Below are 19,962 nucleotides of genomic sequence, written 5' to 3'. Positions count from 1 at the left end.
GCCTGAACTGTAGTCGGTAGTCGGTAGTCCGGCGTTGTAATAGACGGCCCGCGGGCTACCGTCTACCGACTGCGGACTACCGCTCTTCGTCGGAATCGTCGGGCTCATCGATCATGACGCCGCCGTACTCCTCGGCAACGTCCAGCAGGCGCTGATAGCGGTCGTACCACTCGGTGGAAATTTCGCACAGGAACATTGCCCCCTGGTAGGGCCAGCCCAGTTGCAGGAAGCCGGTCTTGCCGACATAGGTGCGCAGCCAGCGGGCCTCATCGACGTCTTCCTCGTTGGTGCAATTGGTATTGCGCAGGCGCTCGATGAGATAGTCCAGGTCCTCGCGGTCGAGCGCCACGTCGCTCATGGTGAGGAACGCCGCGCCCGAGGCCTTGGCGAGTTCGACGAAATCCTTCCAGCTCTCCACGTTGTCGTGCGAGTCCCACATGACGCTGGTGACTTCGTCGGTGACATAACCGTGAAAGCGGCGCATGCCGTGGCCTTCGATGAAGGCGGTCATGTCATCTTTCAAGGTGGTAAGGTCATCTTGCATGATGGACAGGCGTGGCACTTAGTCCACTCTCACCAGTACATCATACTCCGCGGCCAAGTCGCGTGCGGCGGGAGTGATGATGGTCTTGGGGCCCACAAAAATTTTCGCCTTGCGTTTTACGGCGGCGCGAATCTCTGCCTCGCTAACGAAGTCCACCGGGCGCGGCTTGGGCGCAGGCGCAGCCGACGGCGGCGCCGCAGGTGCAGCCTGCGGTTTCGGCGCTTCCGATTTTGCGCCGGACGGCGCGAGCGGCCCCTGCTTGGCGGCAAGGAAGCGGTCCACGGCGCGCGAGACCGACCAGTTGACACCAGACCCCGTGGCCGGTCCCGCTGGTTCGGTGGTATGGGTCGCACAGACAGCGCAACTTGCGGTTGACGCCGCGCCCGTCACCGGCTGCGCAATGGCCACTGCCGTCACCGGTCTGACCTCGTAGGCAATCCGGCGCAGGTTGATCAGGTGCAGCGGCGAGATGTTGTCGGAGGTGATGTTGCCGCCCGCCGCACCGCAGCCCAGCGTCATCGCCGGAAACAGATTGGTGGACGATCCGATGGACCCCTGCGGCGCCGGGCTGTTCACGACCACGCGGTAGGCCGGCATCTTCAAACCATATTCGCGAATGACCGCGTCGTCCTTGGCGTGAATCGCGCAGGTGTGGCCGAGGCCGCCGAAGCGCAGCAACTCGACGCAGCGCGCCATCGCCGCCGCACGGTCTCTTTCGAAATAAAGCGCCAGCACCGGCGAGAGCTTTTCCGCCGAGAGCGGTTCGTCGCGTCCCACCTTGTCCAGCTGCGCCACCAGCACGCGCGCATTCGACGGCGCGTGCAGGCCGGCAAGTTCGGCGACTCTGGCGGCGCTCTTACCGACGAACTTCGGGCAGATGGTGTGCGTTTCCGTGTTCACCATCTGTTTTCCGAGCTTCTCAATGTCGTCGCGGCTGAGCAGGTGCGCGCCGTTGTTCGCCAAGTCTCTCAGGATCGCTTCGCGCTGCGAATCTTCGGCCACGATGGCCTGCTCGGACGAGCAGATGGTCCCGTTGTCAAAAGTTTTGCCGAACACCACGTCGGCGACCGCTTTGGCCAGGTCGGCGCTGCTGTCAATGAAAGCCGGCACATTGCCCGGCCCAACGCCGAACGCCGGCTTGCCCGAACTGTAAGCCGCCCGCACCATGCTCATGCCGCCGGTGGCCAGAATGATGCTGGTGCGCCGGTGCTTCATCAGCTCCTGGGTGCCCGGCAGGCTGGGCGTGTTGAAGCAGCAGATCACGTCCGCGGGCGCGCCCGCCTTGATGGCGGCATCCTTCATGATCGCCGCCGCCTCGCAACTGCAGCGCAGCGCGGTCGGGTGCGGGCTGATGACGATGGCGTTGCGGCCCTTCAGTGCAATCAGGATCTTGTAAATGGCGGTTGAGGTCGGGTTGGTGGAGGGCAGGATCGCCGCCACCACGCCCACCGGCACCGCCACTTCGATGATGCCTTGCGCCTTGTCCTCGCGCACGACGCCGACCGTCTTCAGCGGGCGGATGGCCTCGTACACGCGCTGCGACGAAAAAAGGTTTTTGAGGACTTTGTGCTCGACGATGCCATAGGTGGTTTCTTCCACCGCGAGGCGCGCCAACTTCTCGGCGTTGGCGGTGGCTGCGGCCGCCACGGCGTCCACCACGCGGTCCACCTGCTCCTGGCTGAAGAGCTGGTATTCGAGGAAAGCCTTGTAGGCGCGCTCGATGAGTTCGCGCGCCTCGGCGACGGAGCGCTCGTCCTTGGACGGCGCAGCAGCGACGGCAACAGCAGATGTGGGATCGTGGGCCACGGAAGAATTTCGTAATTGAGTAATTTGGTAATTGAGTAATTCTGGCACGGAGCGCGGCGCTGCTCGCAATTACCAAATCACAAAATTACCAAATTACGAAATCGGACTAATCGGACGACGCCTTCTTCGCCTTCGGGGCGGCGCCGCTGATCATCGGCAACGAAGTTTCCAGGTCGCCGTGCGGACGCGGAATCACGTGCACCGCCACCAGCTCGCCCACTCGGCGCGCCGCGGCAGCTCCGGCGTCGGTGGCGGCTTTCACGCTGGCCACGTCACCGCGCACGATCACCGTCACGAAGCCGGCCCCGATGTATTCCTTGTGCACCAGTTGCACATTGGCGGCTTTGACGGCGGCGTCGGCGGCTTCGATGGACCCGACCAGGCCCTTGGTTTCGATCATTCCCAGCGCTTCCATGTTTGGTCCGAGTACTGCCATGTTGGCTCCGTGAAGCGGGCGGACCCTTGCCGCGCCCAATCAAGATGAGTGCCTGCGTACCTTACTACGCGAGGCGGAAAGGGTCAAACGCGGGAGGCTTTTGCAGGCGGGAGCAGGGCTCCTGTCGCGCGTTAACGCGTACTACGGTGTGTTAAACTCGTTGTTCAACGCCACGATTTATTGCGCACATGCACCTGTCGAAAGAATATGTGGGCTACCTGGCCCGCGAGGTCTCGAAAAAGCTGATCAAGGGCAAGTTCATCGAAACCAAGGAACTGCCTGTCCTCACCGAGCGCGTTCACGCCGCGCTGCTCGACGAGCTGACGCTGGAAGACCGCATCAACGACGAGGTCCGCATCATCCTGGAAACCTACTCCGACGAGATGAAGAAGACCGGCGCCAACTACCAGGAGATGTTCAAGAAAGTGAAGAACGAGTTGGTGCGCAAGTACAAGGCGGTGCTGTAGTGCGAGTGGACGTCAAGTCGGAGGAGCCGTATCGGCTAAGCCGCGACAAGATAAACGTGCTGGCGCGCGCCGTCGCCGAAGCCCTGGCGGGCATGGAAAACGTGGAGTTCATCGAGGAAAAGAACGCTGTCCGCCTGGAAGTCCGGCGCCTGCTCGAGGAGCTGCTGGCACAGGAGAAAAAGATCGACCAGGAAGCCCGCCGCAAGATCGAGTCCCAGAAACGCACCATCCTGGAGGGCAGCCAGGAGTGGGATATCCTCTACCGCAAGTATTACCTCGAGGGGGTCAAGAAGCTCGGGATTTAGAGAGTTTCAGTTTCAGTTTCAGTTTCAGTTTTGGTTTCAGTTCAGACGAGTGCCAACTCCTCCTCTTTTTACACCCACATCATCTGTGCCCGATCAGGGCGCGGAAGCGGGGATGCTCACGCAGGCTTGCCAGATCAGGATCGTGTTCGATCCACTGCCGCTGGCCCCAGCCGTGGGTCAGCGATCTTTCCAGGCAGTCAATGGCGCGCTCGGCTTCGCCCAGCAGCGCGTACACGCAGGCAACGTTATACAGCACCTGGGGCTCTTCGCCCTCAAGTTCCACGGCGCGCGCAGCCCACTCCAGGCTACGCTCTCGGTCTCCGACTTGCGACAACGCATTGGCTCCGAAATACAGCGCGCGCGTGTCGCCGGGATGAAGGAGCAAGTGCTTCTGCGCCGCCGACAAACCGCGACGGTACGCCGCGCCCGCTTCCTTGGCCCGCCCCAGCCCGTGCAGCGCGCTGGCCATCAACATGGGGGCCTGGTAGTCCTCCGGATTGACGTGGCTGGCGTGCTCGAACCATTCCACCGCCTGCTGTAGTTCGCCCTGAGCGTAGCAATTTCGGGCGTAGAAGTAATACGGCTCGAAGAGGTTCGGCCCCAGCCGCATGGCGGTTTCGAACTCCCGCTTTGCCTCGTCGTAGTTCTTGCGCAAGGACGCCGCCAGGCCACGCGAAGCGTGCGCTTCCGCCAGTTCGAAATCGAGTTCCAGCGCCTTGCGGCTGGCCTCGTCGGCCTGCTGGATGTTGGTCTCGCTCGAATCCCAGTAGAAATACAGGAACGCGCTGCAATCCGCGATGCCGGCATAGGCGCGCGCGTACCCCGGATCGAGCTCGATGGCCTTGGCGAACATCTCGCGCGCGAAGTCGAATCCCTTGCGCCGAAACTGGTGGAAGAACTGCCGTCCGCGCAGGTAGAAGTCGTAGGCTTGCATGTCGGCGGTGGGAATCTTGCGGATGGCGCGCTGCTCCTGTTCGCTCAACGCCAGGCGCAGCTCGCGCGCGATGCTGTGCGCGATTTCGTCCTGGATGGCAAACACATCTTCGAGCTGCCGGTCGTAGCGCTCGGCCCACACCGCGTGCCCGGTGCGCGTGTCGACCAGCTTGGCCGTGATCCGCAGCCGCGTTCCCTCGCGGCGCAGGCTGCCTTCAAGAACGTGCGAGGCATCGAGCTGGCGCCCCACTTCGGTGGGCATCACGGGTTTGTCGCGGAACGCCAGCACCGCCGAACGCGAAAACACGCGCAGCTCCGCAATCTTGGCCAGTTCGGTGGTGATGTCCTCGGTGATGCCGTCGCGGAAGTACTCGTCTTCCTTGTTGCCGCCGAGGTTCTCCAGGTAGAGCACCGCGATCGACTTGCGAGCCTGCCCGCCGCTGTCGGCGGCGCGGCGTAAATCAAGGGCCAGCTCCCGCGCCGACTGGTACCGCCGCGCGGCCTGCTTCTCCAAACAGCGTAGGACGATTTCCTCCAGTCGTGGTGAAATCTCCGGCCGCAGGCGCGACGGTGGCGTCGGCGGCTTGTTAAGAATGCCGTCGAGCATGGTCGTAAACAGCCGCGACTCGAACGGGTGCCGCCCGGTGATCATCTCGCAGAGCACGGTGCCGGCAGAGTACAGATCGCTGCGCACGTCCACCGTTTCGCCGCGCAGCTGCTCCGGCGACATGTAGGGCAGGGTTCCGGCGAACCCGGGCGGCGGGGCGTCGCTTTCCGCCGTGGTGCTATCCGGCAGCGTCGGCAACGGCGCGGCAACGCCGAAATCCAGGATCTTGAGACGGCCATCGGCGGTGAGACGCAGGTTGGCGGGCTTGAGATCGCGGTGCACGATGCCGCGCTCGTGTGCCGCGGCCAGTCCCTCCGCCAGTTGTAGCGCCAGATCGAGGATTTCTTTCTCCGGCAGACGCCGCGCCGCGATTCTTTCCGCCAGCGTTTCGCCCTTCACCAACTCGGTGACGATGAAGTCCGCGCCCTCTGCGGCGTCGAAATCGTAAATGGTCGCGATGTTCGGGTGATTAAATTTGGAGAGCGCCAGCGCCTCCTGGCGAAAGCGCTTGCGCGCGGTCTCATCGGCCAGCACGCCAGCGGACAGGACCTTGATTGCCACTTCGCGGTCAAGGCGCTCGTCGCGGGCGCGATACACCTCTCCCATGCCGCCCGACCCAATCTTTTCCAGAATGCGGTAGTGCCCCAGTTTGCGGGAGGCGGGGGCGGCCACGGCTTCGCCCGGCATGGGAGCACTCCTTCCCCTCACCCATCCGGAATCGTAGGTCTGGCAACCGCGCAAGTCAATTCCGGCAGTCAGTCGGTGTCTGTATTCGGGAATAGGCTCGCCCCATTGCGGGAGGCGGAAACCTGGCCGCACGCTCCTTCGTATATCCAATGAGGGAGAATCCTTCGCGCCGGCGTAGCATCAACTAGGTAGGAAAGAACATTATGGGTAACGCACTGAAAACCACCCTGCTGCTGGGACTGCTGACCGGCTTTCTACTGTTCATCGGCGAGTACTTCGGCGGGCAGAACGGGATGATCCTGGCGCTGGTCTTCGCCGCGGTGATGAACTTTGTCTCTTACTTTTTCTCCGACAAGCTGGCGCTGGCCATGTACCGCGCCCAGCCGGCGACGCGCGAGGAACTGCCGCGCGTGTACCAGATCGTCGAGCGCCTGACGCAGCGTGTCGGCATTCCGATGCCGAAGATTTATGTAATTCCTTCGGATTCGCCCAACGCCTTCGCCACCGGGCGAAACCCGAACCATGCTTCGGTCGCGGTGACGCAGGGAATTCTGAACCTGCTTACCGACGAAGAGATGGAAGGCGTCCTGGCACACGAACTGGGGCACGTGCGGAATCGCGACATCCTGATTAGCTCGATCGCCGCCACCATCGCCGGCGCCATCACGTTCCTGGCGCGCATGGCGATGTGGGGCGCGATGTTCGGCGGCTACGGCGGCCGCGACGAACGCAACCGCGGTGGGGGACTGGGCGCGCTGTTCATGATGATCCTTGCGCCGATCGCGGCGCTGATGATCCAGATGGCGGTCTCGCGCTCGCGCGAATACGGCGCCGACGCCAGCGGTGCGCACCTCACCGGCAATCCCTACGCGCTGGCCAGCGCCCTGGGCAAGCTCGACGCCTACTCGCGGCGCGTGCCGCTGGCGGCGAGTCCTTCGACGGCGCACCTGTTCATCGTGCAGCCGTTCCTTGGCATGGGCGGGATGAACTGGGCCAACTTGTTCTCCACCCATCCGCCGATCGCCAAGCGCATCGAACGGCTGACCGGGCGCCCGGCGGAGTTCGATGTCTAAGCAGCTCTTTGCTTTTAGCTCTTAGCTTTTGGCTTCTGGCCGTTAGCTCTTGAGATTCTTGAAGTGGGTGATGTAAGTGCGCCCTGTGCCTTTCGACGCTGAATTTTATTGTCTTAAAGCTAACGGCTAACAGCTAAGAGCTAAGAGCTATTCTGGTTTACAATCGCTGTCAATGTCTCCTCAAGCGATGCAGGGAACGGCCAGCCGGGCGGCCGCTTTGCGGGCGGCGTTGCGCACCATCATTCGCGGGCAGGACGAAGTCATCCGCCTGGCGCTGGTCACACTGTTTGCGGGCGGCCACCTGCTGATCGAGGGCGTTCCCGGGGTCGGCAAGACCACGCTGGCGCAGGCGCTGGCGCGCGCCCTGGACTGCAGCTTCCAGCGCATCCAGTTCACCAGCGACATGCTGCCCAGTGACGTGCTCGGCATCTCCATGTACTCCGCCGTCGAGCAGCGCTTCGAGTTCAAGCGCGGCCCGGTGTTCACCAACGTGCTGCTGGCCGACGAGATTAACCGCACCACGCCGAAGACGCAGTCGTCCCTGCTGGAGGCGATGAACGAATCCCACGTCACCGTGGACGGCCACTCATATTCCCTGCCGCAGCCTTTTCTGGTCATGGCCACGCAGAACCCAGTCGAGCACCATGGCACCTATCCGCTGCCGGAATCGCAGATGGACCGTTTCCTGATGCGGGTGCACATGGGCTATCCCACCGGCGTCAGCGAGCGCGAAATCCTGCGCTCGGAGGCGGGCGCGGCGCAACTGGACACGGTGCGTCCGGTGCTCACCGCCGCCGACGTGATTGGCATTCAAGATGAAGTCACCCGCGTGCGCGTGGACGACGCACTGGTGGAATACACGATGGCGATTGTCAACCGCACGCGCGAGTCGGCTTATCTGTCTCTGGGAGTCTCTCCGCGCGGCGGCATCATGCTCTACCGCGCGGCGCAGGGGCTGGCGTTTCTCGATGGCCGCACCTTCGCCACCCCGGACGACTTCAAGGCGCTGGCGGTGCACGTGTTTGCCCACCGCGTGGTGGTCAGCGGGCGCTACTCCTCGACCCTGAAGAAGTCGCAGCAGGGAGAGGAAATCCTGCGCGAGATCGTGGAGAGCGCGCCGGTGCCGGTGTGAACCGAAGTCAAAAGTAAGAAGTCCGAATTAAGAAGTAAGAACGTATTTCCGAGTGGTGCATCGAATCCTGCGTATGTCCGTGCTGCGCTTTTTCATGCTGCTCTCCATGGCGATCTGGGTAGGCGGGATCATCTTCTTCTCCTTCGTGGTCGCGCCCGCGCTGTTCAGCATCTTGCCGACGCGCCATCTCTCCGGGCTGGTAGTCACCCGCACCCTCGGCTCGTTGCACTGGATGGGCGTGGTCTGCGGTGGCGTGTTCCTGATCTGCTCTACCTTCGAGGCCTATCGCACCTCAGGCAGCGTGAAGGCCAGCGTCGCCCCGGACCTGCTGGTTTTCGGCATGGTGGTCATCACGCTCATTTCGCAGATAGGAGTCAGCCCGAAAATGGCGGCCTTACGGGCGGAGATGGGCGAGATCGACAAAATCCCCGCCGCCGATCCGCGCCGCGTCGCCTTCAACCACCTGCATCAGTGGTCCACCAGCCTGGAGGTCATCGTGCTTCTGCTCGGCCTGACAACTCTTTACGTCATTGCGCGGACCTGGGCGATTCCCGTAATGAACGCCGTGCACGCGCACTCCCTCTCCAGCCGCCCCTAAATTCCGCGCACTTGTTATCATCATTAGTTTTGTGGTGGGAAGCGGTTCGCGTAGTCGGGCGGCTCCGCTAACTACCAACTCCGAGCTACTAACTGCTGCTTTATGAAGACTGGCATCATCGGCCTGCCGCAGGTAGGCAAAACGTCGTTGTTCAAGATCCTGACCAAGGCGCCGCTCACGCCTGCCCACATCAACCCACGTGAGGCGCACGTCGGCGTGGCCAAGGTGCCGGACGACCGCCTCGACCGGCTCGCCGCACTTTACAACCCGCGCAAGCTGGTGCACGCCTCGGTGGAGTACGTGGACGTGGCCGCCATGCCGACGCACGCGTCCAAAGCCGAAGCCAAGGCCGGCGCCGGGCTGAGCGACGCCATCGTCGCCAACATTCGCCAGGTGGACGCCATCGCGCACGTGGTTCGCGCCTTCGAGGATCCCGCCATCCCGCACGTCGGAGAAATCAACCCGCTGCGCGACATCCAGAACGTGGATTTCGACCTCATGGTCAACGATCTCGGCCAGATGGAGAAGCGCCTGGAGCGCCTGCAGAAGGACTTGAAAAAGCAGAAAACGCCCGACCTGGAAAAAGAATTCGATCTCCTCCAGCACTGCCAGGCCTTCCTCGAGCAGGAGCGCCCGCTACGCGAGTTGGAAATGACTCCCGAGGATAAGAAGCGTGTGCGCGGCTTTATGTTTCTCAGCGAGAAGCCCATCCTGCACGTGCTCAACATCGGGGAGAGCGTGGACCTTGGCCGCGAACTGGAGCAGGCCGTCGGCAAATTCAGCCTGCAGGATGTGATCGCCCGCCGCAGCACGGGCGCGAGCGCGATCTGCGGCAAGGTGGAAGCGGAGCTCGCCGAGATGAGCGACGCCGATGCCGCCGAGTTCCTCGCCAGCTATGGCATGAGCGAGAGCGGCCTCACGCGCTTGATCCGCAAAACCTACGAGTTGCTCGGCTTGATTTCCTTTTTCACCGTCGGCGAAGACGAATGCCGCGCCTGGACGATCGAGAACGGCACGAAAGCAGTCCATGCCGCCGGCGTGATCCACACCGACCTGGAGCACCACTTTATCCGCGCCGAGGTCATGCACTGGGACCAGCTTCTGGAGGCCGGCTCCGAAGCCAATGCCCGCGCGCGCGGCACGCTGCGGCTGGAGGGCAAGGAGTACGTCGTCAAGGATGGCGACGTGATGCACATCCGTCACAGCGGTTAGCGCTTCCCACATCTGCCAACTGCGGGCAGATGTGGGGCACCCTCCGCTGAGGTACTGAAGTACTGAAAACAGGCGTGCTAAGCTGCGCCTATGGACGCGGCCGCGCTGCAACAGACAATCCACAACTTTCCCGACCTGAGCACGCCTCGGCTGGGGTTGCGCCGGCTGCGCTGGGAAGATGCAGATGACATCTTCGCCTACGCCTCCGATCCCCAGGTTACAACGTACGTGTTCTGGGAGCCCCACCGCACGCTGGACGACACCCGCGAATTTCTGCAGCGCACGTTGAAGGGCTATGCCGAAGGCCTGCCTCCGGCCTGGGGCATGGAGCACCTGGCGGATAAGGTCGTGATCGGCACGTGCGGGATGTTCGAAGTCCAGGCGCAACACGCGCGCGCCGAGATCGGTTACGCGGTGGGGCGCAAGTATTGGGGACAAGGGCTAATGACGGAAGCCGTCGGCGCGATGCTCGCCTACGGGTTCAACACTCTGGGCTTGAATCGCATCGAGGCGCGCTGCGATGTCGAGAACACCGGTTCCTGGCGGGTGATGGAAAAGGTGGGAATGAAATTGGAAGGCGTGCTGCGCCAGAACATCTTCCTGCATGGCCGCCCGCGTGACGCGAAGATATATGCGATTTTGCGCAAGGAGTGGAGGGGAACAAGTCAGAGGTAAGAAGCCGCAGCACGCTTCCTGATTACCTCTTGACTCCTAATTTCTTGACTTCTGACTTCTTAGTTCTTACTTCTGACTTCTCTTTCTTCAAACACGCGCGCAAAAATCTTGTCCACATTGCGCAACTGCCGCTGGAGGTCGAAGGCGCGCTCGATCTGCTCGCGCGAAATCCGCGACGCGATCTCCGGGTCCGCTTCGATGAGCGCGCGGAAGTTCTCGCCGTTCTGCCACGCCTGCATGGCGTTGCGCTGCACGATGCGGTAGGCGTCCTCGCGAGTCAGCGTGCCGCTTTCCACCAGGTCGAGCAGGAGTTGTCCGCTGAACACCAGCCCGCCGGTGCTCTCCAGGTTCCGCTTCATGCGCTCCGGATAAACCACCAGCGTGTCGATCAGGTTCGCCGTCTTCGCCAGCAGATAGTCGGCGAGGATGGCGGAATCGGGCAGGATGATGCGCTCCACCGACGAATGGGAAATGTCGCGCTCGTGCCACAGGGGCACGTTCTCCAGCGCCGCTTGCGCGTTGGACCTCACCACCCGCGCCAACCCGCTGATCTGTTCGCAAGTCACCGGGTTGCGCTTGTGGGGCATGGCCGATGAGCCTTTCTGCTTGGCGCTGAAGTATTCCTCCGCCTCGCGCACCTCGGTGCGCTGCAGGTGGCGAATCTCCACCGCGATCTTGTCCAGCGACGACGCAATCACGGCCAGCGTCGCCAGATAATTGGCGTGGCGGTCGCGCTGGATCACTTGCGACGAGATCGGGGCCGCCCCCAGGCCCAGGCGGGCACAGATTTTCTCTTCCAGTTCGGGGTCCAGGTGCGCAAACGTGCCCACCGCCCCGGAAAACTTCCCGACCCTCATCTCCTCGGCGGCGCGTTCGAAGCGCGCCCGGCCGCGCACAATCTCGGCGTACCAGTTCGCCAGCTTCAGGCCGAAGGTGATGGGCTCGGCGTGCATGCCGTGGGTTCGGCCCACCATGGGCGTGTGCTTGAACTCGAAGGCGCGCCGCCGCAGCACATCGCGCAGCCGCTGCAAGTCTTCACGAATGATCTCCGACGCCGCCTTGACCTGCAGCGCCTGCGCCGTGTCCACGACATCGTTCGAAGTCAGCCCGAAGTGCAGCCAGCGCGATTCCGGACCGATCTTTTCCGCGACCGCAGTGGTGAACGCGATGACGTCGTGTTTGACCTCGGTTTCGATCTGGTGGATTCGTCCCAGGTCGAAATCCGCCTTCTGGCGGATGGCCTGCGCCGCCTGCCCTGGGACCAGGCCCGCCTCCGCCAGCGTTTCGGTGGCCGCAAGCTCCACCGCCAGCCATTGGCGGAACCTGTTTTCTTCGCTCCAGATGCGGCCCATCTCCGGGCGCGTGTAACGGGCGATCAAGCAGCCTCCTGTGGGGTCAGCCTGCATGGCCGAACCCGTCATTCTAAATGGAGCAGGCCGCGCGACCTAGTTCTGTATGACCGGACTTACTCGCCCTCGGGCAGGTGCACGAAAGTGGTGGTGACCATTACATCGTAAAGAGATTGAATTTCCCGCAACTTGCGCTAAGATTTTGCGGCTTCGCGGCCCGCCGGCGTGGGCGGTGCGCTCGGTCTTTGCCACATTCCGACGGCCCGGGTTACGATGTCGAAATGTGCCCTCTGGCGCTTGCTTTGCGCCGGTCAGGTACGGATCGAGGCCATCGGGCGGCCGGCGCTCGAAATCTGAAATCATATCGTGTTACGATGAAAGGTGAGCTTATGAGCCCGCGCGGCAACTTCCAACCGAACTACAAGGCGTTGGCGGAGTTTCGTTACCAGATCCGCCGGTTCCTCCGTTTCAGCGAAGAGACGGCGCGTGCCGGCGGCCTCGAGCCGCAGCAGTACCAGCTCATGCTGGCGCTCAAAGGCATACCCGACAGCGTCCGCCACCGCGTCGGCGAGATCGCCGAGCGGCTCCAGATCCAGCATCACAGCACGGTGGAGCTGGTGGACCGGCTGGCGCGGCGCGGACTTATCAGGCGCCGCCGCAGCGAGGCGGACCGCCGCGAGGTCTTGCTTGAGCTCACACCCCGCGGCGACAAGCTGCTGCAGGAGATGGCGCTGCGTCACCGGGAGGAATTGCGCGAGATGGCGCCCGACCTGGTCGCCGCGCTCAAGAGAGTGGTACGCGACACGCAGGCAGATAACGGGTCGCGACCCGGCAGGAGCAAAGCAAACCGCAGTTGAGGTGAACATACAAGGATGACCGGACCCATCGACGGCTCTCCCGGGCCGGACCCTACGCTTCCATTTCCCCAGCCCAACGACAACGGTTCTCCCGCGCGCGCCGCCAGCGTAGCCGGTCTGGTCGAAGGCCCCGTTCCTACGGCGGTCAAGTTCCGCATGCTGCTGGTGTCATTCCTGGCGGCCGCCATCGGCGCCGGCGCCGGCTTGATCGCCTACGCGCTCTACAACCTCATCGGGCTGTTCACTAACCTGGCGTTCTACCACCAGCTCTCGTTCCGCTTTCGCAGCCCCGGGGCGACCACCCTGGGCCTGTGGATCATCGTCATACCAGTCGTCGGCGGCGTGATCGTGGGGGTGATGGCGAAGTACGGTTCGCCCAAGATCCGCGGCCACGGAATTCCCGAAGCGATGGAAGCCGTGCTGATCAGCCGCAGCAAGATCGAGCCCAAGGTCGCGATTCTGAAGCCGATCTCCGCCGCCATCGCCATCGGCACGGGCGGCCCGTTCGGCGCGGAAGGTCCGATCATCCAGACTGGGGGCTCGGTCGGCTCGCTGGTCGGCCAGCTCTTTCACATGACGGCCGCCGAGCGCAAAGTGCTGCTCGCCTGCGGCGCCGGAGCCGGCATGGCGGCGACCTTCAACACGCCCATCGCCGCCGTGGTATTGGCGATCGAGCTGCTGCTGTTCGAATTCAAGTCGCGCTCGTTTATCCCGCTGGTCATCGCCTCGACCATTGCCACCAGCGTGCACATCGAGCTGATGGGTCCTGGGCAGATGTTCAAGGTCTCGGCGGTAGATTTCGGCGTGCCCACGGCGCTGCCCTGGTACGTGCTGCTCGGGCTGCTGTGCGGCCTGGCCGCCGTCGGGTTCAGCAAATTGCTTTACTGGGTGGAAGATCAGTTCGACAAGCTCCCGCTGGACAAGATGTGGTGGCCGGCGATCGGCGCGTTCGGGCTGGGCATCATCGGCTACTTCGTGCCGCGCGTGCTCGGCGTCGGCTACGACACCATTACCGCCATTCTGAACAACCAGCTCGCGCTGAAATTGCTCCTCCTCGTCATGGTGTTCAAGGCGCTGGCGCTGGTGATTTCGCTCGGGTCCGGTACTTCGGGCGGCTTGCTGGCGCCGATGTTCATGTCCAGCGCGGCCATGGGCGGCGCGTTCGCCATGGGGCTGAACTACGGTTTGGGCACGCACCTTGCGCCGGGCGCATTCGCGCTGGTCGCCATGGGCGCGGTGTTCGGGGCAGCGTCGCGGGCGACGTTCACCTTCATCATCTTCGCCTTCGAAATTACCCGCGACTACAATGCCGTGCTGCCGCTGATGCTGGTGTGCGTCATCGCCGACGGCATTGCCATGTTCTTCACCTCGACCTCGATCATGACGGAGAAGCTGGCGCGCCGCGGCCTGCACATCCACCAGGATTACGAGCCGGACGTGCTGCAGCAGGTGCAGGTTTCGGAAACCATGTCCAGCGATGTCTCCACCATTCCTGGGACCACGACGGTCGGCGACCTGGCGCAGCGGCTGGCGTCGCACGATCCCCACCTGGTGAATCACGCGGCGTGGCCGCTGGTGGACGGTACGGCCCGGTTGACCGGCATCGTCACGCGGGGTGACATTATGCGGGCGCTGGAGCAGGATCCCGCCGGCGCGATGACCGTCCGCGAGGCCGGCAGTAAAAGCCTGATCGTGACGTATCCGGATGAACTGCTGTCCAGCGCGGCGGAGAAGATGCTGCACCACAACGTAGGACGCCTGCCGGTAGTCAGCCGCAAGGACTCAACCCAGATCATCGGCTATCTTGGCCGCTCCGGGATCATGGCCGCCCGTCTCAAGCGCCTGCAGGAAGAATACGTCCGCGAGCCCGGCTGGATTGGGCGCCTCTCGCGAAGATAAGAACGGGCAGAAACGTACCTTGCGGGTTGCGTTTTTCTGCGTCCGATCCCGCCCTGGATCATCTACCTAGGAGAGCGGGCTAAGGCCCGTCCTCCCAGCATGTGAGGACTTATAGAAGAAATGGAACTCATCGTTTACTCATCCAGTTGGTGCCCAGACTGCCGCATTGCCAAACGATTTCTTGCCAAGCACAACATCCCGTACAAAGAAATTGATATCGAAGAGACGCCCGGCGCGGCGCAGGAGATCCTCGCCCGCACCGGCCAACGCTCCATCCCGCAGTTCGTCATCAACGGCACCTGGGTCCAGCCCTACCGTGCCGGCGAAGGTTTCCTCTACGAGGAAATGAGCCAACTGCTCGGCATCGACGACGATCCCGCCGCCGCCAACGACTGATTACATTGCGGAAATGCGGAACTGCGGAATTGTCGTTCAACACAATTCGGCAATTCCGCAGTGCGGCGCTGGGACCCAAGATTCCGCCGGCGACACGCTGGGCATTTCGATTGAAGCCCTCAGAAGACACAATAATCCTACCGAACGGAAAGAGGCCCTCAGCGCAATGCATAGCCCCGAGGGTTCTTAGTGGAAACTCTGATCAAGCACGTCGTCAGTCCCTCAGCGGCTAAAGCCGTGCTATTTCTGCGGCATTTACGGGCGGCCTGAAGGCCGTCCCCTTCAAGAACCGGAGTTGATCAGACCCTCCTTAGTCGTTAATCGCCATAGGCGGCGTCTGCTCGCCGCGTCGGCGCCACGCGCGCGCCCCCGACCGGCAGGATCATCGGCACCTCGAGGCGATATTGTTCGTAGCGGGCGCCGTGGATCCGGATCAGGTCGCGCTCCTCGAACTGAATCGCCACCAGGATGTACCCCGTGGTCGCCACCGCGAACAGCAGGTGCGCTGCCGTCATCGTCGGTGTTGCCCAGAACACCATCAGCCAACCCAGGTAAAGCGGATGCCGGATATATCGGTAGAAAAGCGGCGTCCGAAACACCAGTTGGGTGTACGGCCGCTTCTGCAGATACAGCCACACCTGGCGCACCCCGAACAGGTCGAAATGGTTGATGAGCAACGTAGAGACGAACACCAAACCCCAACCCAGCGCGAAGATGCCGGTAATCAGGCTGCTGAGCACAGGCGAGCTCACCTTCCACAGCACGATTCCCATGGGCTGCCAGAATGCGAACATCAGCATCAACGCCAGGCTGCTGAAGAGCACGTAGGTGCTGCGCTCCACCGGCGGCGGCACGATCCGCGTCCACGCATCCTTGAACCACTTCCGCGCCATGATGCTGTGTTGCAGCGCGAACAGCATCAGCAGCGCGGAGTTGATGATCAGCGCCCGTCCCAGGGGCGTCACGGCGGCCGAGTCGAGCGAATTCGGCACGTACAAGTTGCCGATAAACCCGATCGCGTAAACGAAGGTCGCGAGAAAAACGAGGTAGCACGCCACCCCGTAGACAAAGGCTAATAGTCGTTTCATCATGGGCCATCCTCATTTCTAAAGCACGGCAGCGGCTGCTAAGGGGATTACAGCTCGCTGCATTGTTGGATTGGACTATGGGGCAGAAGTCGCGGGGGGCGCTTGATTGTGAGTCTTAGATTCTTGTCTGGGCATCAGTAAGACGAAGAGAGCTTGCCCATTCGTCCGGCAGGGTTTGCTGAGAGTCTGTTGGCGGCGATTATGGACGTCCTTTCGGAAGTGCTGAAAGTCGTAAAGCTGGAGAGCGCGTTTTTCTTCAACGCGGAGTTCTCGGCGCCGTGGAGGATTCGATCGCCGCAATCCTGCAAGCTGGCGCCTTATATCAACCACCCCGACGGGCACGTCATCGTTTACCACCTGCTGATTGAAGGCAAGGCCTACGCCCAACTGGAGGACAAGCGCGTCGCGCTCAGTGCCGGGGATATCGTGATCTTCCCGCATGGCGACACGCACTATTTAGAGAGCGGCCATGCGCTACGTACCGTGGACAGCGAGGACGAGCTGCAGCGGATTTTTTCCGAGCGCCTGAAGCTCTCGCGGATCGGCGGCGGAGGCGAGGTTACCCGGCTGGTGTGCGGCTTCATGGTCTGCGAGCCACGACTCAGCAAGGTCTTCCTGGCGGGACTGCCCCCGGTGTTCAAGGTGAACATTCGCGAAGACGAGTCCGGGCAATGGCTGGAGAACTCCATTCGCTACTCCATCGCGGCCGCAAGCGTGACAGGCGCGGGAGGTGGGGCTGTTCTAGCGAAGCTCTGCGAGACATTGTTCGTGGAAACCTTACGGCGCTACGTCGTTCAACTGCCGGAGCGGCAAACCGGGTGGCTGGCAGGAGCGCGAGATCCGGAAGTCGGGAAGGTACTCGCCTTGATGCATCGCCGGCCGGCGGCGCCGTGGACAATCGCGGAGCTCGCCAATGAAGCAGGTCTCTCACGATCCGTGCTGGCGGAACGGTTTCGGCAGTATCTCGGGGAACCGCCGGTTGCATATCTCACGCGCTGGCGGCTGCAACTGGGCGCGCAGATGCTTTGTTCAACGAGCTACAGCGTAGCCCAGATTGCATCCGAAGTAGGCTACGATTCGGAACCGGCTTTTAACCGCGCTTTCAAGCGCCAGTTCGGCAACCCTCCTGCGCGCTACAGGAACGAGGCGAGAATCGCTAGCTAGCAGCCCAGCTTAACCATAAACCTCTTTCCCATATCACGAGCAACTGCCCGCTTTCGATACTTGGCAATAAAAAGCATTTCTCTCGACACCCAGTCTGATAGCTGGGGATAGATCGCCTTCTCACAACTAACAGGGCGAGCGCCACCAACTGTCCATCAAAGAAAAATCGGCCACCGGTCGCCCGGTGGCTGATAGTTGAGAGCCGCCAGTCTGACAGCTAGTTGCTGTACAGCAGCACGCCTTCGTGTTTCTCCTCGCCGACCTGGCGGTAGAAGAGGCGGTCGCCGTCGAGGTAGACCTCGAGGAAGGCGGGGCGCACGTTGATCGAGCCCTGGATGAGCGCTTCGCTGAGCGGGTCCTCGATGTACTTCTGCAGGGCCCGGCGGAGCGGACGCGCGCCGTAGCTGCGGTCCACCAGGGTCTTGTCCAGAATCCATTTGCGCGCTTCCTCGTTCACCGTGACGGTGATCGACTTCTGTGCCAGGTTCTGGTTCAACTGGGTGACCATCAGTTCGACGATGGCGATCAGGTCCTGCTCGCTAAGCGAGTTGAACAGGATGACCTCGTCCAGGCGGTTGAGGAACTCGGGGTTGAAGGTGCGCTTCACTTCGTTGCGCACCATGTCCTCGACGTTCTTGGAAACGGCATCCTCGCTGGCCGCTTCGAAGCCCAGCCCCTTGCGCTTCTGCAGGTGGCGGGCGCCGATGTTGGAGGTCATGATGATGATCGCGTTCTTGAAGTCCACCGTGTTGCCGAGGCCGTCGGTCAACTGGCCGTCTTCAAACACCTGCAACAGGATGTTGAACACGTCCGGGTGCGCCTTCTCGATTTCGTCCAGCAGGACGACGGAGTAAGGGGCGCGCTTGACGCGCTCGGTCAACTGCCCGCCCTCTTCGTAGCCCACGTATCCGGGAGGCGAGCCGATCAGCTTGCTGACCGAGTGCTTTTCCATGAACTCCGACATATCGAAGCGGACCAGCGACTTCTCGCTGCCGAACATGAACTGCGCCAGGGTGCGGGCGACTTCGGTCTTGCCGACGCCCGTGGGCCCCAGGAACAGGAACGAGCCGATGGGCCGGTTAGGTGATTTCAGTCCGGCACGGCTGCGGCGAATGGCACGCGCCAGTGCCGAGATCGCCTTCTCCTGTGAGATAACGCGCTTGTGCAGTTCGTCTTCGATGCGCAGCAGCTTCTGCGATTCCTCTTCCTTGATGGAGGTGATGGGCACGCCGGTCCATCGGGAAACCACGTCCTCAATGTCCTCGCGGCCAACAACGCCGGTGGAGGACTCGTCGAGATGGTATTTCTCGCGCAGGGCGCGCAGGTTCTCGCGTTCCTTGCGCTCTTCGTCCGAGTAGAAGCGCGCCTTCTCGAACTCGTGGTTCGCGATGGCGTTCTCCATGCGGTGGACGATGAACTTGATGCGCTTCTGCACCTCGGTGATCTCGTCGGGCAGCGAGGTCTGGCGCAGCTTGACGCGCGCGCCCGCCTCGTCGATGAGATCGATGGCCTTGTCGGGCAGGAAGCGGTCCGGGATGTAGCGGTTGGAGTGCGACACGGCGAAGCCGACAGCCTCGTCGGTGTAGCTGACCGCGTGGAATTTCTCGTAGCGGTCTTTAATGCCGTTGAGAATCTTGACCGCGTCGTCCTCGTTCGGCGGCGGCACCTTGACGGACTGGAAGCGGCGCTCCAAAGAGCGGTCCTTTTCGATGGACTTGCGGTACTCGCCCGGGGTGGTGGCGCCGATGCACTGAATCTCGCCGCGCGACAGCGCCGGCTTGAGGATGTTGGCGGCGTCGAGCGAGCCTTCGGCCGAGCCCGCCCCCACCAGCGTGTGCAGCTCGTCAATGAAGATGATGGCGTTCTGCGACTCCATCAGCTCCTTCATGATGGTCTTGAGCCGCTCTTCGAACTGGCCGCGGTACTTGGTTCCGGCAACGATTAACGAAAGATCGAGCGCGAGGATGCGTTTGTCGGAGAGGAACGACGGAACTTCGCCGTCGGCGATGCGCTGCGCCAGTCCTTCGACAATGGCGGTCTTGCCCACGCCGGGTTCGCCGATCAGGACGGGGTTGTTCTTGGTGCGGCGGCAGAGAATCTGCACCACGCGCTCCAATTCCTGCTCGCGGCCGACCAGCGGATCGAGCTGGTTGTCCATGGCGGCCTGCGTAAGGTCGCGCGAAAACTCGCTGAGCAGCGAGGACTCGCGGTTGCGCTGCGGCGCCGCTTTTTCCTGCGTGCTGCGCGCCAGCTCTTCCCGGATGGTGGAAAGGCGCAGGCCGCGCTCGTGCAGAATCTCGGCGGCAAAACACTTTTCTTCCCGGAGCAGGCCCAGCAGCAGGTGCTCGGTGCCGATGTGCTTGTGCGAGAGGCGCTCGGCCTCCTCGGCGGCGTAGGCGAGCACGCGCTTGCATTCGTTGGACAAGGGCAGGTCTACGGAGGTCGAAACCTTTTCCCGGATGGTGGTGTGACCTTCAATCTGCTTGCGGATGGATTCGACCGAGGCATGCGACCGCAAGAAACGATTGGTGAGGGCCTTGTCTTCGCGTAACAGGCCGAGCAGCAGGTGCTCGGTTTCGATGTAGGGAGAACCGAACTGGCTGGCCTCGTAGCGGGCGAAGAAAATGACGCGCCGGGCTTTTTCCGTGTACCGTTCAAACATGGGTTATCTCCGAAAGACCTCAGACCCTCTCACCCCATCCAACCGCCTGCGAGCGGGGCGTCTTGCGGCGCC

Annotated in this window: 18 protein-coding genes; 11 read left to right on the top strand and 7 right to left on the bottom strand. The window is 62.5% G+C overall.

Annotated elements, in window-relative coordinates; all coding sequences use genetic code 11:
- Positions 1–76 precede the first annotated feature (76 nt).
- From LAN64_06035 to LAN64_06025, 3 genes are all read right to left on the bottom strand, one after another.
- Entirely contained in the window at positions 77–544 is a 468-nt protein-coding gene (locus tag LAN64_06035) for a hypothetical protein (GenBank protein ID MBZ5567396.1), read from the bottom strand.
- 18 nt (positions 545–562) lie between these two features.
- Positions 563–2,350 carry an aldehyde dehydrogenase family protein gene (locus LAN64_06030; protein MBZ5567395.1) on the bottom strand — a complete coding sequence of 596 codons (1,788 nt, stop codon included), beginning with the start codon at positions 2,348–2,350 and terminating at the stop codon, positions 563–565.
- 106 nt (positions 2,351–2,456) lie between these two features.
- Entirely contained in the window at positions 2,457–2,765 is a 309-nt protein-coding gene (locus LAN64_06025) for a BMC domain-containing protein (GenBank protein ID MBZ5567394.1), read from the bottom strand.
- A 209-nt stretch (positions 2,766–2,974) separates the two neighbouring features.
- On the opposite strand from LAN64_06025, the gene LAN64_06020 reads away from it, so the two are divergent.
- Together LAN64_06020 and LAN64_06015 are read left to right on the top strand one after the other, a co-directional pair.
- The gene (locus tag LAN64_06020; protein ID MBZ5567393.1) at positions 2,975–3,253 is read left to right on the top strand and encodes a DUF507 family protein; all 279 of its coding nucleotides are present in this window, start codon (positions 2,975–2,977) and stop codon (positions 3,251–3,253) included.
- Complete coding sequence (locus tag LAN64_06015; protein MBZ5567392.1) at positions 3,253–3,558, top strand: DUF507 family protein; 306 nt, start codon at positions 3,253–3,255, stop codon at positions 3,556–3,558. Before LAN64_06020 ends, LAN64_06015 begins: the two co-directional genes overlap by 1 nt.
- 79 nt (positions 3,559–3,637) lie before the next feature.
- Here LAN64_06015 and LAN64_06010 read toward each other — a convergent pair whose 3' ends face one another.
- The gene (locus tag LAN64_06010; protein MBZ5567391.1) at positions 3,638–5,785 is read right to left on the bottom strand and encodes a protein kinase; all 2,148 of its coding nucleotides are present in this window, start codon (positions 5,783–5,785) and stop codon (positions 3,638–3,640) included.
- A gap of 203 nt (positions 5,786–5,988) precedes the next feature.
- Between LAN64_06010 and LAN64_06005 the strand changes: the two genes are divergently transcribed.
- The 5 genes from LAN64_06005 to LAN64_05985 all read left to right on the top strand — a co-directional run bounded on the left by LAN64_06005 (position 5,989) and on the right by LAN64_05985 (position 10,475).
- Entirely contained in the window at positions 5,989–6,858 is an 870-nt protein-coding gene (locus LAN64_06005; protein MBZ5567390.1) for a zinc metalloprotease HtpX, read from the top strand.
- 172 nt (positions 6,859–7,030) lie between these two features.
- Positions 7,031–7,990 carry a MoxR family ATPase gene (locus LAN64_06000; protein MBZ5567389.1) on the top strand — a complete coding sequence of 320 codons (960 nt, stop codon included), beginning with the start codon at positions 7,031–7,033 and terminating at the stop codon, positions 7,988–7,990.
- Between the two features lie 73 nt (positions 7,991–8,063).
- Positions 8,064–8,588 (top strand): DUF4149 domain-containing protein, encoded by a 525-nt coding sequence (locus LAN64_05995; protein ID MBZ5567388.1) that lies wholly within the window; start codon positions 8,064–8,066, stop codon positions 8,586–8,588.
- 102 nt (positions 8,589–8,690) lie between these two features.
- Positions 8,691–9,800, top strand: a complete 1,110-nt coding sequence (ychF, locus tag LAN64_05990; GenBank protein ID MBZ5567387.1) for a redox-regulated ATPase YchF — start codon at positions 8,691–8,693, stop codon at positions 9,798–9,800.
- A 90-nt stretch (positions 9,801–9,890) separates the two neighbouring features.
- Positions 9,891–10,475, top strand: a complete 585-nt coding sequence (locus LAN64_05985; GenBank protein MBZ5567386.1) for a GNAT family N-acetyltransferase — start codon at positions 9,891–9,893, stop codon at positions 10,473–10,475.
- A gap of 59 nt (positions 10,476–10,534) precedes the next feature.
- On the opposite strand, the gene purB is transcribed toward LAN64_05985, so the two are convergent.
- Positions 10,535–11,854 (bottom strand): adenylosuccinate lyase, encoded by a 1,320-nt coding sequence (gene purB / locus LAN64_05980; protein MBZ5567385.1) that lies wholly within the window; start codon positions 11,852–11,854, stop codon positions 10,535–10,537.
- Positions 11,855–12,213: 359 nt separating this feature from the next.
- Between purB and LAN64_05975 the strand changes: the two genes are divergently transcribed.
- From LAN64_05975 to LAN64_05965, 3 genes are all read left to right on the top strand, one after another.
- Positions 12,214–12,681 (top strand): MarR family transcriptional regulator, encoded by a 468-nt coding sequence (locus tag LAN64_05975; GenBank protein MBZ5567384.1) that lies wholly within the window; start codon positions 12,214–12,216, stop codon positions 12,679–12,681.
- 15 nt (positions 12,682–12,696) lie between these two features.
- Positions 12,697–14,580 (top strand): chloride channel protein, encoded by a 1,884-nt coding sequence (locus LAN64_05970; GenBank protein MBZ5567383.1) that lies wholly within the window; start codon positions 12,697–12,699, stop codon positions 14,578–14,580.
- 120 nt (positions 14,581–14,700) lie between these two features.
- Positions 14,701–14,976: a glutaredoxin family protein gene (locus LAN64_05965; GenBank protein ID MBZ5567382.1), complete on the top strand. Its 276-nt coding sequence runs from the start codon at positions 14,701–14,703 to the stop codon at positions 14,974–14,976.
- Positions 14,977–15,293: 317 nt separating this feature from the next.
- Here the strand turns inward: LAN64_05965 and LAN64_05960 are convergent, their stop codons facing one another.
- On the bottom strand, positions 15,294–16,064 hold the full coding sequence (locus LAN64_05960; protein ID MBZ5567381.1) for an isoprenylcysteine carboxylmethyltransferase family protein: 771 nt from the start codon (positions 16,062–16,064) through the stop codon (positions 15,294–15,296).
- Positions 16,065–16,265: 201 nt separating this feature from the next.
- Between LAN64_05960 and LAN64_05955 the strand changes: the two genes are divergently transcribed.
- On the top strand, positions 16,266–17,228 hold the full coding sequence (locus tag LAN64_05955; GenBank protein MBZ5567380.1) for an AraC family transcriptional regulator: 963 nt from the start codon (positions 16,266–16,268) through the stop codon (positions 17,226–17,228).
- 217 nt (positions 17,229–17,445) lie between these two features.
- On the opposite strand, the gene LAN64_05950 is transcribed toward LAN64_05955, so the two are convergent.
- Positions 17,446–19,890, bottom strand: a complete 2,445-nt coding sequence (locus LAN64_05950) for an ATP-dependent Clp protease ATP-binding subunit (protein ID MBZ5567379.1) — start codon at positions 19,888–19,890, stop codon at positions 17,446–17,448.
- Positions 19,891–19,962 lie beyond the last annotated feature (72 nt).

It is taken from the genome of Terriglobia bacterium (genome assembly GCA_020073185.1).
Classification (GTDB): domain Bacteria; phylum Acidobacteriota; class Terriglobia; order Terriglobales; family Acidobacteriaceae; genus JAIQGF01.
Note: the sequence above shows the minus strand (reverse complement) of the source record. Positions and strands in the feature narration are given on the sequence as shown.

Excerpts from the sequence above, each read along its gene's own strand:
- LAN64_06035 (MBZ5567396.1), bottom strand. The coding sequence starts at position 544 with ATGCAAGATGACCTTACCACCTTGAAAGATGACATGACCGCCTTCATC.
- LAN64_05960 (MBZ5567381.1), bottom strand. The coding sequence starts at position 16,064 with ATGAAACGACTATTAGCCTTTGTCTACGGGGTGGCGTGCTACCTCGTT.
- LAN64_06010 (MBZ5567391.1), bottom strand. The coding sequence starts at position 5,785 with ATGCCGGGCGAAGCCGTGGCCGCCCCCGCCTCCCGCAAACTGGGGCAC.
- LAN64_05950 (MBZ5567379.1), bottom strand. The coding sequence starts at position 19,890 with ATGTTTGAACGGTACACGGAAAAAGCCCGGCGCGTCATTTTCTTCGCC.
- LAN64_05965 (MBZ5567382.1), top strand. The coding sequence starts at position 14,701 with ATGGAACTCATCGTTTACTCATCCAGTTGGTGCCCAGACTGCCGCATT.
- LAN64_06025 (MBZ5567394.1), bottom strand. The coding sequence starts at position 2,765 with ATGGAAGCGCTGGGAATGATCGAAACCAAGGGCCTGGTCGGGTCCATC.
- LAN64_06000 (MBZ5567389.1), top strand. The coding sequence starts at position 7,031 with ATGTCTCCTCAAGCGATGCAGGGAACGGCCAGCCGGGCGGCCGCTTTG.
- LAN64_05995 (MBZ5567388.1), top strand. The coding sequence starts at position 8,064 with ATGTCCGTGCTGCGCTTTTTCATGCTGCTCTCCATGGCGATCTGGGTA.
- LAN64_05975 (MBZ5567384.1), top strand. The coding sequence starts at position 12,214 with ATGAGCCCGCGCGGCAACTTCCAACCGAACTACAAGGCGTTGGCGGAG.
- LAN64_05985 (MBZ5567386.1), top strand. The coding sequence starts at position 9,891 with ATGGACGCGGCCGCGCTGCAACAGACAATCCACAACTTTCCCGACCTG.
- LAN64_06020 (MBZ5567393.1), top strand. The coding sequence starts at position 2,975 with ATGCACCTGTCGAAAGAATATGTGGGCTACCTGGCCCGCGAGGTCTCG.
- LAN64_05970 (MBZ5567383.1), top strand. The coding sequence starts at position 12,697 with ATGACCGGACCCATCGACGGCTCTCCCGGGCCGGACCCTACGCTTCCA.
- ychF (MBZ5567387.1), top strand. The coding sequence starts at position 8,691 with ATGAAGACTGGCATCATCGGCCTGCCGCAGGTAGGCAAAACGTCGTTG.
- LAN64_05955 (MBZ5567380.1), top strand. The coding sequence starts at position 16,266 with ATGGACGTCCTTTCGGAAGTGCTGAAAGTCGTAAAGCTGGAGAGCGCG.
- LAN64_06005 (MBZ5567390.1), top strand. The coding sequence starts at position 5,989 with ATGGGTAACGCACTGAAAACCACCCTGCTGCTGGGACTGCTGACCGGC.